This window comes from Nocardia sp. CC213A, from assembly GCF_030766805.1.
Lineage (GTDB): Bacteria > Actinomycetota > Actinomycetes > Mycobacteriales > Mycobacteriaceae > Nocardia > Nocardia otitidiscaviarum.
In genome coordinates, this window is the sequence record NZ_JASFXA010000003.1 from 56,070 (window position 1) to 73,866 (window position 17,797).

Below are 17,797 nucleotides of genomic sequence, written 5' to 3' on the forward strand. Positions count from 1 at the left end.
GTAGAAGCCGGTGCGATCGTATTCCGCCAGCCAGTCCAAGAGATGGTCTCGTTGACTCGGCCACCTCGATTGTGGTCCGGGATGTGCCTGTTCGTACGCGTCGGTGATCGGCTGTCTGGCAGGCAACCTCTGTACCACACCGCGAAGCTCACGTGCTGAAATTGACACCTTATCCACCGATCCTCGACTGCGTCGGCGTCGCAGTCCTGGCAATGACACACGAAATCTATTCGACGGAGCGCGACTTGGCGGCATTCCGGCTGGTTCGTCTCGGTCGTGGCTGACCACTTCGAGCATCCGGCGCCGTTGGACAGCGAGGTACGTGGTAGAACCGCTCCATGGATCGGGTACGACTCTGGCACGGAACGACTTTGGGTCGGGCACGCTGCATTCAAAGCTCCGGGTTTCGGCCCCTTGACCCTTCGTCGGAGTTGCAGAAGATCGCCGATCGTTACGACGTGACGACCGATGCTCTTCGAAAAGCACTTGCTGATCATGGTCGCTTCGCTGCGGTGCAGGAAGTTCGGGCCGACCTCGTATGGTTCGCGACCAGTGACGACGCTGCGAAGCGATGGGCGTCTCGTGCTCCGGAACTCCGCTGGGAGGCACTTTGGGCCGTGTGGTGGGTCACGAGAGATCCCCATGACCCGGCACCGTGGCGTTCGCCCACAGCGGCCGCGTGGCATGCTCGGCAGTTCTTCGGCTCACCGCCCGCCGTGATGGAGATGGAGATACCCATTCGGCACGTGCTGGGACGGACAGGCGAACCGCTCGATCTTGCCGCCCTAGATATGATTCGAACCGAGGCTGAGGAAGTTTCGATCCGTCCGCCTGGTGAACTCTCGTGGATCAAGGGCGTTCAAGCCGTCCGTCGACCCGTCGAGTTCACTGCTGTCGCGGGCCTATTGGACATCTCGACTGATGATCTGGGCCAAGCTGTGAGAGCTGGCAGGGTCCCCGAACCGCGGCCGCCGTTGCGGCCGATCGGGGACTGGACTTGGTTCGAGGACGAGCTGGCTGGCTTCATCCCGCAGGAGTTGCTCGTAAGAACGACCTAACGTTCCAGTTCGTCGTGCCGGGATCCACGTCCATATTGGTCAGTTACTTTGAGGTGCTGCCTGTTTCATGGCTGAGGGTGTGCCCAGTCGGCATGTGCACGATATCGCCCCGAGCGTCGGCTAGATCGGGATTGAAGCAACCCGGACGTCCACCCCCAGATGCCGCAGCAGATCATACTGACGCACCAGATTCACCTTCGAGAAAGTGAACAAGTTCTGCGCCGTCACAGGCTTCTTGCGACCGATAGCCAACACAACTTGGACGACCGCGGGATCGGAAATCGCACCGTCCGAAGCCGATTCGACCTCGCGCGTCCATGCTTCACGCGCGAACTCATCCCGCGCGAGCGATTCGCTGGCCACCAGAGCCTGAGCAAGCAGATGGCTGACCTCATCGGAGCCTCGGCCCTTCTTGACGTGGACGAGGATGCCTGGCGGGACGTAGATGTCGCATGATTCGAAGCCGTTCTTGGAGTGCAAGGGAGTCTTGATCATCTTCTTGTCCAGGGCGTATCCACCGATGGCGGCAGCCGCGGCCTTGTTGTATCCGTCCTCATCCCTTCCGCTCGGCCACGGAGGCAGCGTGATTCCGGCGGGTTGCGAGAGGATGTCCTCCACACGCTCGTCGATCCGCTCAAGGTACTGGTCGTCCATGCGGTACCAGGTGCCGTCGTGCAGGCAGTACCGTCGTGCTCCGTCCCGTACCTCGAAGGTGAGCCAGTTTCGGACTTTGACCGGCGACGACACAGCGGTGCAGGACGTAGGAGCGGCCTCGCCGTGAAGCTCGAGGGTAATCGACGTGAGTCGATGCTGGACTGTGGCGGGCGTCAGGTCGGTGAACCATTTGAGCACGCCCTCGATGGTGGGCAGGCCGTCGAAGACCTGGGTCTGTCGGTCGCCGAATCCAGTTGCCTTGCAGCTGACCACCGGGCCGTACACGTCCAGGCGCTCATGCGGCCAGCTGAGGCCGATGGGCTCGTCGGAAGCGCCGAGTAGTCGGTTCACCAGACGCTCGTTCAGTTGAGAGACCAGCGGGTCCTTGGCCTTGAGCGCCACCAGTTGTTCGACGCTTTCCAGTCCCGGCAGGACGGGCTGATCGAGCACATCTCGCAGCACGGTGAGATCGTGAACGAGTTCGTCGGGATTCTTTGCCAGCGGGAGGCTGAGGGAATCAGCGGCCTTCAGCTGAATGTCCTTGTCACCGAAGGTTAATCCAGGGATTCTCGCCTTCGCGTCGACCCGGCTGATCACTTCTCCGTAACCGTCGACGCCGAGGTCCCACATGGTGCTGCCGCTGGGTAGCGAGCTCCGGTCGGTGCGGGCTCGATGGTCGAGAATGGTCTTGGTGATGGATTTGATCTCGCGGGCCAGCGCTGTGCGTGCGACGATTCGAGATCCGAACCGGAAGTCGATGCGCTCGGTTTCGAGCAGCTGAAATCCAATTCCCCAGGTGAGCGCCCACAGGTCGTTGGGTGAGGTCTCAACTACCAGAACAGCGCCCGGCAATTGGTTACGCAGCGACACCTCCGTATCGGTCAGCAGCGACACATCACCAGCCCATTTGCTGGGCGTTTCGAAGGAGCCGTCTACCAGCAGGCCGGCTGCGTGCCCGACTCGCACCTGACGGGTATGGAAGCCGCGGGGAGGTCTGCGCACTGCCTCAACGAGCTTGGTTCCCTCAGCAAAGCGGTACAACGTCGTACGTTTCACTGCCGATGTGCGGGCTGCCATTCGAACTGCCTTCCTCAATCGTTTGAGCACTACTGATTTGCTGAGCACCCTCCGCAGATGTTCACGCCATGGCACGACACTAGCGTGTTAACATCGTCAACACAACGACTTTTTGATCTACCGCTAACGGATTGGATACACTCATGGTTGTGACGGCAACAGGCGAGCCCTTGATCTCTCTGGTAGAGATCTCTCGGCTCGCGGGCGTGACACGGGCGGCTGTTTCCAACTGGCGGCGGCGCTACCCGGATTTTCCAGACGGAGTCGAAGGGACGGCCACAGCGCCGTTGTTCTCGCTGTCCGAGGTCAAGGATTGGCTTGAACGCACCGGCCGAGGCCGGGATGTCTCCGACGAAGTCGCGCTATGGCAAGGGCTGAGATCCCAGTTCGGCGACGACATGGTTGCTGGTTTCGCGGCCGTAGGGAAAGAGCTGCGGGAGCCGGGGGCCGGCGAACTGTCGGCTGCGACGACAGCGCTGGTGCAACGGCTCGGTATCGACCGTGGCTCGACTGATCTGTTGTCGCATCTCGCCGCTCGGTACGTCGGTTCCGCCGGTCGCGGCAGCGGCGAACTCATCTCTACGCCTTTGCTGGTCGGTGTGATTTCGCAGCTGGTCGGTGAGGATGCGACGTCCGTATTCGACCCCGCATGCGGTCAGGGTGACCTGCTGCTCGCCGTTGGCTCACGCAATACCGAACGGGTCGGGCAGGATTCGCGTCGCTCCGCGGTTGAATTTCTGGTTCACCGCGCAGCCCTCGCGCACATCCCTCTCCATGCTGAGACTGGAGACTCCTTGCGAGACGATCGCTTTGCGGATTTCAAAGCCCAGGTGGTTGTTTGCGATCCTCCGCGAACCTTGACCGATTGGGGTCGTGACGATCTGCTGGTTGACACCCGCTGGGAGTTCGGTATACCTCCGAAGTCCGAAGGCGAGCTCGCATGGCTGCAGCACTGTTTCGCCCACGCGGCTCCCGGCGGTCGAGCGATCGTCGCATTGCCGTTGGCGGCGGCATATCGCCGTTCCGGCAAGAGAATTCGTGCCGAGATGATTCGTGGCGGTCACGTCGAAGCGATCCTTCAGCTGCCTGCCGGCGCGGTGGCGGGCAACGCACTGCCGGTCCACGTCTGGGTCTTGCGCCGCACCCCGGCCGATGCCGGAGTGCGAATGCTCGACCTGTCCGACGAGGACGGCGACATCGACATGGCCGAAGTGTGGGACCGCGCGGTGACAGTGTCGCCGGTAGCTCTGCTCGATGACGAGGTAGACCTGACGCCCTCGCGGTATGTTGTTCCGCATGGTGGGGACATCGGGGGCCAATATGCCTCGGCACGAACGGAATTCGAACGGTTGCTGAGCGAATTGACAGATGCGCTGCCCCGACTGGCGGCAGCATCCGGGTGGGATCGAGCGATGGCTCTCGATGTGGGCGAGTTGATTCGCCACGGGCTGGTATCGGCCGATGACAAGGCCTTGATATCACATACGGATCAGGTCGACGCGGACTTTCTGAGCGGATTTGTCCGCAGCTCGTCGAATACTCGCCGAAGCACATCATCCAGCGGCAGCTTCCGCGTGGATCCCAGGTCAGCGAAAGTGCCCCAACTCGATATGGACACGCAGCAGGCGTATGGCGCGATGTTCCGGCGCCTCGAGGCGGTGCAGCACGCCGCCGAACGCCTGGCGAAAGTCGCTGAGCACGCAGCGCGCCTGGCTCACGATGGCCTCACCAGTGGAAATCTCAAGCCTGTCGCCGACGAGGAGATCCGGTGAACTCGAAAATGATCGCGGGACGATTCCGTCTGACCAGCCCGATCGGCCGCGGCAACATGGGGGAGGTGCACCGTGGCGAGGATGTCCAGGCTGTCGATGACGCGCCTGTCGCGGTGAAACTTGTCCGACAGAACCGATACGGCCAGAGCTTCGATTCCGACGCCGATCTCAAGCTTCTCGACAGGTTCGATCGCGAGATCCGCATCATGCGCAAACTTGTCCATCCCAACCTCGTACGAACTGTCGACGGCGGTATCGATGAGAGCGGAAACCCCTATCTCGCCATGGAATTCCTGGACGGTCGGACTCTCAAGGAACTGATCGATGAGCAGAGCCCACTTCCGACCAGCTGGGTCGCCGCTATCGGAGCCCAGATCGCCGCGGGACTCGCCGCAGCACATGATGCGGACGTCGTGCATCGAGATCTCAAGCCCGCCAATGTGATGCTGGTGCGCGGCGGCGCGGTGAAAGTCCTGGATTTCGGGATGGGCCGAATCATCGGCGACGTCGACGACCGTCTGACCAGCACTGGTGTGGCGGTGGGAACTGCCCGCTATATGGCTCCCGAGCAATGCCGCGCCGAACGGACAGTGACACCGGCGGCCGACCTGTACGCGCTGGGATGCGTTCTCTACGAGATGATCACCGGCGTACCGCCGTTCCACGCTGTCTCGGCATACGAGCTGACCAGAAAGCACATCAACGATCCGGTGCCACCGATCGGCCCGCAACGTTCCGAGGTCCCCTCCGGGCTGCTCCGCCTCATCGAACAGCTGCTCAGCAAGGACCCAGCGGAGCGTCCCGAAGATGCACGCACCGTCAGTGAGGCTCTCACTTCCTTTGCCGTCGGCGACGACCAGGTATCTGGCTGGCACGATTTCGATCCGGCTATCTACTCCGCGTTGTCGGCGGAACCGGTCGCGCAGGAGAGTGTTCCGGCTAGGAATGCGGAGATACCCGAGCCGGCGCCCGGCCTCGGCATGGATGTCTTCGGCCTGCACCGACGGTTGATTGATGACTACCGAGCCTTCAACGAGGGCGGCCTGATCATCCGCGACCCCGATGTCAAGGAATTCGTCCGCAAGGACATGGAAGCCAAGTCTCAGTGGCCGGACCCCTGGATTTCACTCAACCCGTTCTTCGCTTCCGGCGGCCACCTGCTCGAGCTGGCGGGTGCGGGTGTCCTGCACGAGGAATGCGTACGAATCTTCCAGCGGGACAAGACTGTCGACGGCACCGTCTGCGATGGAACTCCCCTCACGTTGCACCAGCATCAGCGCGAAGCGATCGAAGCCTCTCAGTCTGGTGAGTCCTATGTACTCACGACCGGTACCGGTTCGGGCAAATCTCTGTCCTACATCGTGCCGATCGTCGATCGCGTATTGCGGGTGAGAGACGACTCCGACACCGGCAAGCGGGTGCGCGCGATCATCGTCTACCCCATGAATGCCTTGGCCAACAGCCAGCGGGAGGAGTTGAAGAAGTTTCTCACTGACGGTTACGGCGAGGGTGGGGAACGGGTCACCTATGCCCGCTATACCGGTCAGGAGGACGAGATCGAGCGGGAGGAGATCCGTAATAACCCGCCGGACATTCTGCTGACCAATTACGTCATGTTGGAACTGATGCTGACTCGCCCGGAAGAGCGCAAGTCGCTGATCCGCATGGCCAAGGGGCTCGAGTTTCTCGTCTTCGACGAACTGCACACCTACCGAGGACGCCAAGGCGCGGATGTGGCGTTGCTGATTCGGCGAGTTCGTGAAGCGTGCCAGGCCGACGCTCTCCAATGCATCGGCACGTCGGCGACGATGTCGACTGAAGGCTCCTTCGATGACCAGCGCCAGGTAGTCGCAGGCGTGGCATCCACGCTGTTCGGTTCCACAATTGCTCCTGAACGCGTGATCGGTGAAACGTTGGTGCGGGCCACCGATGCGGCACCGGAAACGGTTTCGGCCGAACGACTTTCCTCCCCCGCGCCGCGTGATTACTCCAGCCTTGTCAAGGACCCGCTCGCCCGCTGGATCGAGTCCTATTTCGGTCTGGATGAGGAGAAGGAGTCCGGGCGCGTGGTCCGGCAGCGGCCCGCCAAGATCGAGGCCGCCGCCGCGGAACTGGCGCAAGACAGCGGCCTGTCTGCCGAGCTGTGCGCCCAGGCGATTCGTGAGACTCTCGAGGCGGGTTCGCAGGTGAACCATCCGGTGACCGAACGTCCGCTGTTCGCGTTCCGGCTGCATCAGTTCCTGTCCAAAGGGGATACGGTGTACGTCACCCTTGAGGACCCGCGTTCACGCTCGATGACGAGAGACTACCAACTCGAGGAACCTGGAACCGGAAAGATCTTCCTGCCGTTGGCCTTCTGCCGAGAATGCGGCCAGGAGTACTTGGCGGTGTTCCGTACCCGTCGGGACGGCCGCTACGTCTACCAACCGCGCAAGAACATCGATGCGACCGGCGGCGACCGCACCGATGGCCATCTATACATCGATCCGGAGCAGTCCTGGCCGCGCACCGTGGCCGAGGCGATCGAGAATCGGCGGCTACCCGAATCCTGGCTCGAGCCGGACAAGGACGGCGAGGACACGGTGCGAAAGTCCTATCTGCCGCGCGTGCCGCGTCCTGTCACTGTCGATCCGTTCGGAACCGAAGACGCGGGTGAGCTACATGCGGTGTTCATTCCGTCGCCGTTCCTGTTCTGCCTGCATTGCGGCGTCAGCTACGAGCAGACTCGAGGTCGTGATTTCGCGCGCCTGGCGTCACTCGACCAGGAAGCGCGATCGTCTGCGACGTCACTGGTGTCCGCGTCGATCGTGCGGGCGCTCAAGGCGGTTCCGGCCGACGCTCTCGACAAGAAGGCGCGGAAATTGTTGTCCTTTGTGGACAACCGGCAGGACGCCGCACTACAAGCAGGCCATTTCAACGACTTCGTGCAGGTCGCGCAGCTGCGGGGGGCCCTCTACCGCGCGTTGACGGATGCCGGGGACGAAGGCGTCGAACACGAGGAGCTGGCCGCACGCGTCACGAACGCGTTGGGCCTGAAGCCCGCCGATTTCGTGAGAGTTCCCAACCCCGCACCGACCCTGGCGCGCAACGCTTCCCGCACCCTGCGCGACACCGTCGCGTTCCGCCTTTACCTGGATCTGGAGCGCGGCTGGCGGGTGACCATGCCCAATCTCGAACAGACCGGCCTGCTGCGCATCGACTATCCCGATGTGGAATGGACTGCCGACGAACAGGACCGGTGGATCAAGGCTTGCGCTCCGCTCCGCAACGCCGACGGCGCACAGCGCGCCGAGATCATGCGTGTACTGCTCGACCAGATGCGCTGGGGGCTGGCCATCGACGTCCAGCACTTCCGCGACGATTTCGACACCCTCAAACGCGCCAGTGAGGAACGACTCCGTGACAACTGGGCGTTGTCGGACAGCGATCGGCCCCGCATCGGCACCGCATATCCACAGGGGTCCAAGCCCGGCATGGACCGTTCGGGCCTGTTCCTCTCCGGGCGCGGAAAATTCGCGAAATACCTGCGGCGTAAGCATTTTCGCGATCTGAAAACCGCCGACCTGCAGGTGATCATCGCCGACCTGCTGACGGTGATGGCAGACGCCGGCCTGGTCACCCAGGTGACCGTGGAACCCACGCGCACCGGCCGCGCCCGGTTTCGCCGCGAGTCCGCGCGCACCGGCTACCGTGTCTCCGCGGCCGCGATGGTCTGGCGGGCAGGCCCCGGGAAATCCGGTGTCCACGATCCGGTGAACCGCACCTACGCCAGCGGTGACGGGCCGCGGGTCAACCGGTTCTTCCGGCAGTTGTACCGGGAGACCGCCATCGAATTGGCCGGCCTGCACGCTCTCGAACACACCGCACAGATCGACCCCGGAAAGCGCGAACAGCGAGAGGACGCGTTCCGGCACGCGGAGCTTCCGGTAATGTACTGTTCGCCCACCATGGAACTCGGCGTCGACATCGCCTCGCTGAATGCCGTGCTGATGCGAAATGTGCCGCCAACACCGGCGAACTATGTGCAGCGCAGCGGACGTGCCGGTCGTCAAGGGCAGCCGGCGTTGGTGGTCACCTACTGTGCCAACGGCAACAGCCATGACCACTACTACTTCCGCCGTTCCGAGCGGATGGTGGCGGGCAAAGTGCAGCCGCCGCGATTGGATCTCGCCAACGAGGACCTGGTCCGGTCACATATCCAGGCCATCTGGCTGGCCGAAACCGGCTTGGCGTTGGGCCGGGCGATACCGAATGTGATCGATATCGGCTACGACGAGGATGCTCGTCACCCGGACCCTGGGTTGCCGCTGCACGATCATGTGCTCGAGAAGATCACGCGCCGGGACGTGCGGGAGCGCAGTATGCACGCCGCGCGGACCGCGTTCGGGGAGCTGCTGTCGACGTTCTCCACGGAGACGACGTGGTGGGACGACCAGTGGTTGGAACAGTGCATCGAACACGCCCAGGTGAAGTTCGACGATGCGTTCGGGCGGTGGCGGATCCTGTATCGGGCTGCATTGGTCGACCAGGCCGAACAGAATCGCCGCCGTCTCGACCACACGCTCACCGAACGCGACCGGCAGTTGGCGGCCAGCCGTCGCAAAGAGGCGGAGACGCGCTTGGATCTACTGAAGAACGAAGGTCCGGAGAGCAAGTCGGTGCTGTCCGACTTCAACCCGTATCGGTATCTGGCCAGCGAGGGCTTCCTGCCCGGCTATTCGTTCCCACGCCTGCCCCTGGCGGCCTACATCCCGTCCGGTCGCGGTTTCGGGGACGGCGACTACCTGCAACGGTCCCGCTTCGTCGCTATCCGCGAATTCGGGCCCGGCGCGCTGATCTACCACGAAGGTGCCCGCTACCAGGTGGACCGGATTCAGCTCGAATCAGGCACGGGCGCCGACGTGGTTACCAGCGCCGCCAAACGCTGCGCAAACTGTGGCTATCACCATCCGGCCGAGGATCGCGCCGATCGCTGTGAAATGTGCAAAGCGCCGCTGCCTGAGGCAACGACCGGACTCCTCAAGCTGCATACGGTGTACACCAAACTGCGTGAGCGCATCACCTCCGACGAGGAGGAGCGGCGCCGGGCAGGATTCCGGTTGATGACTTCCTACCGGTTCAACCGGCACGGAGCGCGACCGGGCCGCCGAGATGCGTTGGTAGTCGACGGAGATCAGCGAATTGCCACGGTGTCCTATGGTGATTCCGCGACGGTTCGGATCACCAATGTTGGCCGACTGCGCGCGAAAGAAGATGAGCCGTACGGTTATTGGCTCGATCCGGCAGACGGCAGCTGGATGAACGAAGCCGATGCCGCCGATGCCGCCGGCGATACCTCGGAGTTGCGGGTCGCCGACGCCGACGGCAACCAGCGGCACAAGAAGCGCGTTCTGCCGTATGTCGAGGACAGTCGCAATATCGTGGTGCTGACCTTGGCCCAGCCTGTGGAACGGTCGGTCGCACTGTCGGTGATGTTCGCCCTGGAGCGGGGTATCGAGGCACGATTCGAGCTGGAGGATTCGGAACTGGAATCCGAACTGCTTCCACCGGACACCGGACCGCGTGACCGCATCTTGTTCACCGAAGCGGCGGAGGGCGGCGCGGGTGTGCTGCGGCGACTGGAAGCGGAACGTCATGCTCTGCGAGATGCTGCCCGGGAAGCACTGCAGATCTGCCATTTCGACGCCGACGGCAACGATCTGCGCGGCCCGGGGACCGAAGGTGCCTGTGCGCGTGGCTGTTACGACTGCCTGCTCACCTACGGCAATCAGCCGTATCACGCAGAGATCGATCGGCATGCGGCACGTGATCTACTGAAGCTTCTGGCCGCGGCCGAGACTCGGTCCACCGGTCCCGGGGAGTCCCGCACCGAACAGCAGCGTCGCCTGGTGAGCCGTGCGGAATCCACCCTGGAGACCAAGTTTGCGAAATATTTGAAGGACAATGGGTTTCGGCTACCCGATGACGCTCAGGTAGTGGTACCCGGGGCGTTCGCCCGCCCCGACTTCGTTTACTTCCTGCCCGGCGGCAATGTCGCAGTCTTCATCGACGGTCCGGTGCACGATCACGCCTCCATCGCCGAACGTGACGAGTCGGCCGAGGAGCGTCTGTTCGATCTGGGCTGGGATGTGGTCCGTGTCCGCTATGACGATGACTGGGCCGAGGTTGTCCGGAAGTATCCCCGCTACTTTGGAGTGAAGGGCTGATGACACACAACTTCGTGGTCGGATCACTGGTGTCGGCGCGGGGACGAGATTGGGTGGTGCTGCCCGCGTCCGAAGCCGACATGCTCGTGCTGCGTCCGCTCGGTGGCGCGGACGATGAAATCGCTGCCGTCTTTCCGGGATTCGAGACGGTCTCCAGCGCCGCATTCCCACCCCCCGAGGCATCTGACCTGGGTGATGCTCACGCAGCCGGACTGCTGCGGACCGCATTGCGGGTCGGATTCCGTTCCGGTGCAGGTCCGTTCCGGTCACTCGCGGGAATCGCGGTGGAACCGCGGCCCTATCAGGTGCTTCCGCTGCTGATGGCACTGCGACAGTCCACGGTGCGGCTGCTGATCGCCGACGACGTGGGCATCGGAAAGACCGTCGAGGCCGGGTTGGTCGCCGCAGAACTTCTCGCCCAAGGCGATGCCCGGCGAATCGCCGTGCTCTGCTCACCCGCCCTGGCCGAACAATGGCAAGACGAGCTGCGCAGCAAGTTCGGGCTCGACGCCGAACTGGTGCTGTCGTCGACGGTTCCGCGGCTGGAGCGCGGACTCGAGCTGGGACAATCGCTGTTCCAGAAGTATCAGCACGTGGTGGTGTCGACAGACTTCATCAAATCCACCCGCCACCGCGACGAATTCGTCGAACACTGCCCGGACCTGGTGATCGTCGACGAAGCCCACACCTGTGTGGCCTCCGACGAGACCGGCGCCCGCGAACGCCAGCTGCGGTTCGAACTCCTGGACAAGATCGCCCGCACCGACCGGCACCTGGTGTTGGTGACCGCGACTCCGCACAGCGGCAAGGAATCCACGTTCCGGAATCTGCTGGGATTGCTGCGACCCGATTTCGCTGCCCTCGACATCACCAAGGGACCGGGCCGAATCCTGTTGGCCCAGCACCTGGTTCAGCGCCGCCGCGCCGACATCCGCAAGTATCTCGACGAGGAAACCGCGTTCCCGTCCGATCGGCTCATTCTCAACGAACCCTACCGATTGTCGCCCGAGTACCGCGCGTTGCTCGACGACGCCATCGCCTACGCCCGCGACCGGGTAGTCTCCGCCGGTGAGCATGGCAAACGCGAAGCTCGTATCGCCTGGTGGTCGGCTATCGCATTGCTGCGGTCACTGGTGTCCTCGCCGCGCGCTGCGGCTCAGACCTTGCGCACCCGTTCGGCCGCGGTGCTCGCGGCAACGGCGGAAGAGGCCGATGAACTCGGCGCCCCTGGAGCCCGCGACTTTGTTGACGCCGACGTGCTGGAAGGTATGGATGTCGCTCCGGGCGCGGCGATGGAAGCAACGGTCAACCGGCTCGCAGAACTTGCCGAACGGGCCGAGAGTTTGGAAGGCCCGAAGACCGATCGCAAACTCGACGTTCTCATCAAACATGTCAAAGCCCTGCTGAAGGAGGGCTATCACCCCATTGTGTTCTGCCGCTTCATCCCCACCGCCGAATACGTGGCGGAATATCTGGACCTCAAGCTCGGCAGGAACACGCATGTCCGCGCAGTCACCGGAACCCTGTCCCCGCAGCAGCGTATCCAGCGCATCGAGGAGTTGGCAGATCTGACCCGCGACGAGCCGGCTGCCCGCCGGGTACTGGTCGCGACCGACTGTCTGTCCGAGGGCGTCAACCTGCAGAACTCCTTCGACGCCGTCGTACACTACGACCTGGCCTGGAATCCGACACGACACGACCAGCGAGAGGGTCGGGTCGACCGCTATGGGCAGCGCCGTGACCAGGTCAAGGTCATCACCATGTACGGCAGCGACAACGGCATCGACGGCAAGGTCCTCGACGTGCTCATCCAGAAGCACCGCCGCATCCGCGACTCACTCGGCATTTCGGTATCGGTGCCCGATGAGCAGTCGGCTGCGGTCAGCGATGCCATCTGGGAATGGGTGCTGATGCGTGGAGAGGACCGGCAGCAGGAGGGCTTGTTCGCCATCGACGAACTGCTGGGCGAGGTCGAAGCGAAGGCCGATGAGCTGGAACACGAATGGATCTCAACCGCGGAGCGGGAGAAAGCCTCCCGTTCCCGGTTCGCCCAGAACGCCATTCATCTCGACGAGGTAGCCCGGGAGGTGGCCGCCACTCGAGACGCGCTGGGTGACCCCGGGGAGGTCGGGGAATTCGTTCGCACTGCCCTGACCATGCTGGGCGCGGTCCTTCGGGATGACGGAGCAAGCGGTTTCACCGCAGATCTGTCCAGTTGCCCGCTCGGTGTGCGCGACGCCCTCGACGCCGCGGTCGGGGCAGGCATTGTGTCCAACGGCAAGACGCTGCCATTCCGTGCCAACGCAGCGGTCACGCGTGGGGAAGCAGCACTAGTGCGCACCGACCCCGTTGTCGCAGCACTGGCCACCTACGTGCTCAACTCGGCCCTCGAAGTGACCGCGGACGACACCCGCCGCCCCGCCCGACGCTGCGGAGTGATTCGCACCGCCGCGGTCAGCATCCGCACCACGGTACTGGTGGTCCGCTACCGATTCCATCTGTCGTTGCGATCCCGAAGCGGCAGCAGAGAATTGGTGGCCGAGGACACCAGGGTTTTCGGCTTCGAAGGTGCTGCCGCGGAGGCGGCGTGGCTGACCCCCGATGCGGCCACCGCCTTGCTGGCCGCGGAGGCTGCCGCCAATACCGATCCGCTGCTCGGGGAACGCACCATGACCCGCATCCTCGACGGCCTCCCCGACAAGGTCGGCTCCTACCTGGATGCCCAGGGCGTGGAACTAGCCGAACGCCTGCGAGATTCACATCGGCGGGTCCGCTCCGCCTACGGCGAGATCATCGGCGGCGTCGAAGTACAGGCACAGCCAGGCGCCGACATTCTCGGCGTGTATGTCTATCTTCCAGCCCAGATGGAGGGACAAGCCTGATGGCGACGGGACGTGAACGGGGATTTTCGGCGGTGCAGTCTGTCGGTGGCCTCCTCCCAGTTGAGATGCTGAACCGCATCGCCGGTGGCAAGGATGTCGACGGCTCCAAACCTGTCGACTACGGTGTCGTCGGCATGCAGTCGGTGCGCGACGAAGCCGAACGCCATTGGGACTACCTGAAGTCCGCATGGCGAGAACTGCGCAAGGAACTTCCCTCCACCCGCGACGCCGAAGCACCCGCCGACCCGCGAGGCATCGCGGTCACGGGTTGGCTCGAGCCGCTGTTCGGCGAACTGGGCTTCGGCAAACTCTCCGCTGTCGGCCCGGCCGGCATCGCATCGGACGACGGCGAGAAGCACTTCGCCATCAGCCACCACTGGAATCACGTCCCGATTCACCTCGTCGCGTGGAATACCAAGCTGGACAAGAAGTCCGGCAGCAGCTCAGTGCCAGCGCAATCCTTGGTGCAAGAGTGCTTGAACCGCTCCAAGTCCCAGTTGTGGGGCATCCTCACCAATGGACGCCAACTACGGCTGCTGCGGGACTCCAGTTCGTTCGCCACCGCCGCCTACGTCGAATTCGATCTCGAAGCCATCTTCGATGGCGAGCTGTTCAGCGATTTCGTGCTGTTGTTCCGATTGCTGCACGTCTCCCGCTTCACCGTCCAAGAGGGTGAACCCGCATCGACGTGCTGGCTGGAGAAGTGGCGTCTCAAGGCCATCGAAACCGGCGTGCGGGCGCTGGACCAGTACCGGAAGGGTGTGGAAGACGCGATCGTCGCGCTGGGCACCGGTTTTCTCAAACGTCCGGAGAACGACGAGGCGCTCCGCACGGTCGACAATGAGGCGCTGCGCACGGCACTGCTACGACTGGTATACCGGCTGATCTTCCTGTTCGTCATTGAAGACCGCGACCTTCTACACACTCCCGACGCCACATCCCAAGCACGAGAACGATACCGGCGCTACTTCTCTACCGAACGCCTGCGGGATCAAGCACGTAATCGCCGCGGCACCGCGCACACTGACCTGTACCGTGCGCTGACAATCACCTTCGATGCACTCGGCGACGAGAACGGCCGACCCGAGCTCGGCTTGCCTGGGCTGGGCGGCCTTTTCGACGATCGTCCAGCTGACCGTCCCTTGCGCGGTTTGGTCATGTCGAACCAGCATCTGCTGGACGCGGTTCGCGCTTTGGCTCGGGTGTGGGATGAGGACACCCGACGCTGGCGTCCCGTCGACTACCGCAATATGGACGCCGAGGAACTCGGATCGGTGTACGAATCGCTGCTGGAACTGGTGCCGCAGCGTACCGTCGATCGCACCTTCGAGCTTGTCAACCGGCTGGGTAACGACCGTAAGAAGACCGGATCGTTCTATACGCCAACAACTCTCATCGATCCGCTGCTCGATTCCACACTCAACCCTGTTATTGACGACGCCCAGCGTCGTGGCCTTGAAAGGGCGAGAGCTACAGGTGAAACCGACCCGGCTGAGGCGGTCGTCGCCGAACTGTTATCGATCACCGTCTGTGATCCAGCCTGTGGTTCCGGTCACTTTCTCGTTGCCGCTGCCCGCCGCATCGCAAAACGAGTCGCTGCCATACGCGAGAACAACCCTGAGCCGACTCCTCCCACGGTGCGTCACGCGCTGCACGAAGTCATAGGACGATGTGTTTACGGTGTCGACCTAAATCCCATGGCGGTTGACCTCGCAAAAGTCTCTCTATGGCTGGAAGCTATGGAACCTGGTGTGGCCCTTGGTTTCCTGGACGCACACATCAAGCACGGTAATGGACTGATCGGTGCAACACCGGCAACCCTGCGTAATGGCATCCCAGACGAGGCATTCAAACCTGTTGAGGGCGACGACCCGAAAATCTCGAAATCCTGGGAAACACTCAACCGGAAGGCGCACGAGGGCCAGGGCGGGCTTTGGGACCTGAATAACGGGCCGAAAGTCAGCAATACATCCTTCGCGTCCGACGTCAGGCGCATTACCCGCGCTCCTGCAGCACATCTCACGCAGGTTCGGAAGCAAGAGGCCGCCTATGCGGCATGGGGAACGTCGGCGGAGTTTCAGCATGCGCTCCATATCGCGGACGCTTGGTGCGCCGCCTTCATGTGGCACAAGACTCATGACGCACCGCTGACCATAACGCAAGATGTCTTTCTCTCCTTACAGGATCCGCACGAGGAATCCGCTCCAAGAGCAACCCATGACGAGATCAGGAGACTGCGTGACCGGTACCGGTTCTTCCATTGGCACTTGGAGTTTCCCGAGATCTTCACTGTGCCCGAGGATGCTTCCGAAGTCGACGTCGACCCAGTCACAGGGTGGTCTGGTGGCTTCTCCTGCGTGCTGGGGAACCCCCCATGGGAACGACTCGAGTGGGAGGACAAGAAGTATTTTGATGGCGTAGAGCCTTCGATTGCCGCGCTCTCGGGAACGGCTCGTGGGCGGCGCATCGCAGACTGGGAGAAGGAGAATCCTGAAGCCGCCGTTCAATACCAGGGCGAGCGACGCAGATTGAAGTCGACTTCGATGTTCGCGGCAACCTCGGGTACATTTCCGCTGTGCGCTAAGAGTCTCACCGCAGGCGGGGTTACAAAACTCCAGGCCGACCAGCTGTTTGTGGAGCGGTTCTCGTCCATCGTTGATCCTGGTGGGCGTTTCGGGTGCATTGTTCCGACAGCTATCGCTACAAGTGCAGGAGGTCAATTCCTATTCGGCGACTTCACTAGGCGAGAATCTCTCGCAGCCCTTTACGATTTCGAGAATAGGGCGAAGATATTCCCCGGTGTAGATTCCCGGCAGAAGTTCTGCCTACTTTCACTGCTCGGCAGGGGTCTCCATGAGTCCGCAGCGCAGTTCGCCTTCTTTCTAACGGATGCTGGCAATCTCGATGATACCAGCAAGGTCTTTCCTCTCGATTCTAAAGAAATCGACCTTCTAAGCCCGAACACTGGAACTCTTCCAATATTTCGATCACGCCGCGATGCCGATCTCGCAATCGCTATATATCAACGGTTTCCGGTGCTGCGTGACGAGAGTCCGGGTAGTGGCAATCCATGGCACATCGAATTCAAGTATCTTTTCAGAAATGCCAATGACGGCGACCTATTACGCGATCGTGACGACCTCCTTCGTGATGGTTGGGAACTCAAAGGGAACACATTCGAACGGGACGGGAAGCGGATGTTGCCCGTGTACGAGGCGAAGATGGTCGACTTCTTCAACCATCGAGCTGCGGATGTCGTCAAGAGTGCGACCGCTGTCAACAGGCAGAACCAACCCCGGTACTTGAACGATCATGACCTCCTCGATCCCGAGCGTTCCGTCGTTTCCCTAAACTGGATCTCAGCAGAGGAAAGAATCCCAGTCAAACGGCGAGGCAAGGAGATCAAGGCGCTTGGCCTGGCGCCGCGGCTGAATGACGTGCACTGGACGAGGGAATGGCTGTGCGGATGGTGCGACGTGACTGCATCAACAAATGAGCGAACTGCCATCCCAGCCTTTATTCCGCGTACCCCTGCCATGCACACATTCCCCTTGATGTTCTCACATGTGGCACCAAACCTTGTCGCTGCACTGATCGCTGTGCAGAGCTCTCTCGTATTCGACTTCGTAAGTCGGCAGAAGATCAGCGATGCGCATATGAAGCTGTTTATCTGGAAGCAGCTTCCAGTCCCCACCCCGGCCATGCTGAAGCCGCACACGGCATTTATCACGCCTCGTGTTCTCGAACTCGTTTACACTGCCTACGACATGGAGGGTCTGGCTCGAGACCTCGACGACAACGCCCCACCCTTTCGCTGGGACGAGCACCGCCGCACCAAAATTCGGGCCGAGTTGGATGCGTACTTCTTCCACCTGTATGGGATAGATCGCGTCGATGCGGAGTACATCCTCGAGACCTTCCAGTCCGACTCAGGCGGTGGACTAAAGAACAACGAGATAGCCAAGTATGGCACCTACCGCACCAAGGAGCTGGTTCTGGAAGCCTTCGACCGGATGGCATATGCCGGTGTCGATCTCGATCATCCGTTGCATGACGGAGAGAATTTCTGCTCACTATTGGACCCTCCACCAGGCCACGGCCGCCGTCACGCTTTGCGGGTGCCCGTCGCCCAGGACATGGGGAACTAA

General features: G+C 62.3%; 6 protein-coding genes. 5 read left to right on the plus strand and 1 reads right to left on the minus strand.

The window, feature by feature from the left end:
* The first annotated feature begins 431 nt into the window (after nucleotides 1-431).
* Nucleotides 432-1,058, plus strand: coding sequence for a hypothetical protein (locus QJS31_RS06235; RefSeq protein ID WP_306356164.1), 627 nt, complete (start codon nucleotides 432-434; stop codon nucleotides 1,056-1,058).
* Between the two features lie 120 nt (nucleotides 1,059-1,178).
* On the opposite strand, the gene QJS31_RS06240 is transcribed toward QJS31_RS06235, so the two are convergent.
* A complete protein-coding gene (locus tag QJS31_RS06240) occupies nucleotides 1,179-2,789 on the minus strand; it encodes a DUF6119 family protein (RefSeq protein WP_306356165.1) in 1,611 nt (536 codons plus the stop codon).
* Nucleotides 2,790-2,920: 131 nt separating this feature from the next.
* Here QJS31_RS06240 and QJS31_RS06245 point away from each other — a divergent pair, with 131 nt between their 5' ends.
* The 4 genes from QJS31_RS06245 to QJS31_RS06260 are packed head-to-tail and all read left to right on the plus strand — an operon-like array spanning nucleotide 2,921 to nucleotide 17,797.
* Nucleotides 2,921-4,561 (plus strand): N-6 DNA methylase, encoded by a 1,641-nt coding sequence (locus QJS31_RS06245; protein WP_306356166.1) that lies wholly within the window; start codon nucleotides 2,921-2,923, stop codon nucleotides 4,559-4,561.
* Nucleotides 4,558-10,767, plus strand: a complete 6,210-nt coding sequence (locus tag QJS31_RS06250) for a protein kinase (RefSeq protein WP_306356167.1) — start codon at nucleotides 4,558-4,560, stop codon at nucleotides 10,765-10,767. Before QJS31_RS06245 ends, QJS31_RS06250 begins: the two co-directional genes overlap by 4 nt.
* Complete coding sequence (locus QJS31_RS06255; protein ID WP_306356168.1) at nucleotides 10,767-13,649, plus strand: helicase-related protein; 2,883 nt, start codon at nucleotides 10,767-10,769, stop codon at nucleotides 13,647-13,649. Before QJS31_RS06250 ends, QJS31_RS06255 begins: the two co-directional genes overlap by 1 nt.
* Nucleotides 13,649-17,797 (plus strand): Eco57I restriction-modification methylase domain-containing protein, encoded by a 4,149-nt coding sequence (locus tag QJS31_RS06260; RefSeq protein ID WP_306356169.1) that lies wholly within the window; start codon nucleotides 13,649-13,651, stop codon nucleotides 17,795-17,797. The genes QJS31_RS06255 and QJS31_RS06260 overlap by 1 nt, the downstream gene beginning before the upstream one ends.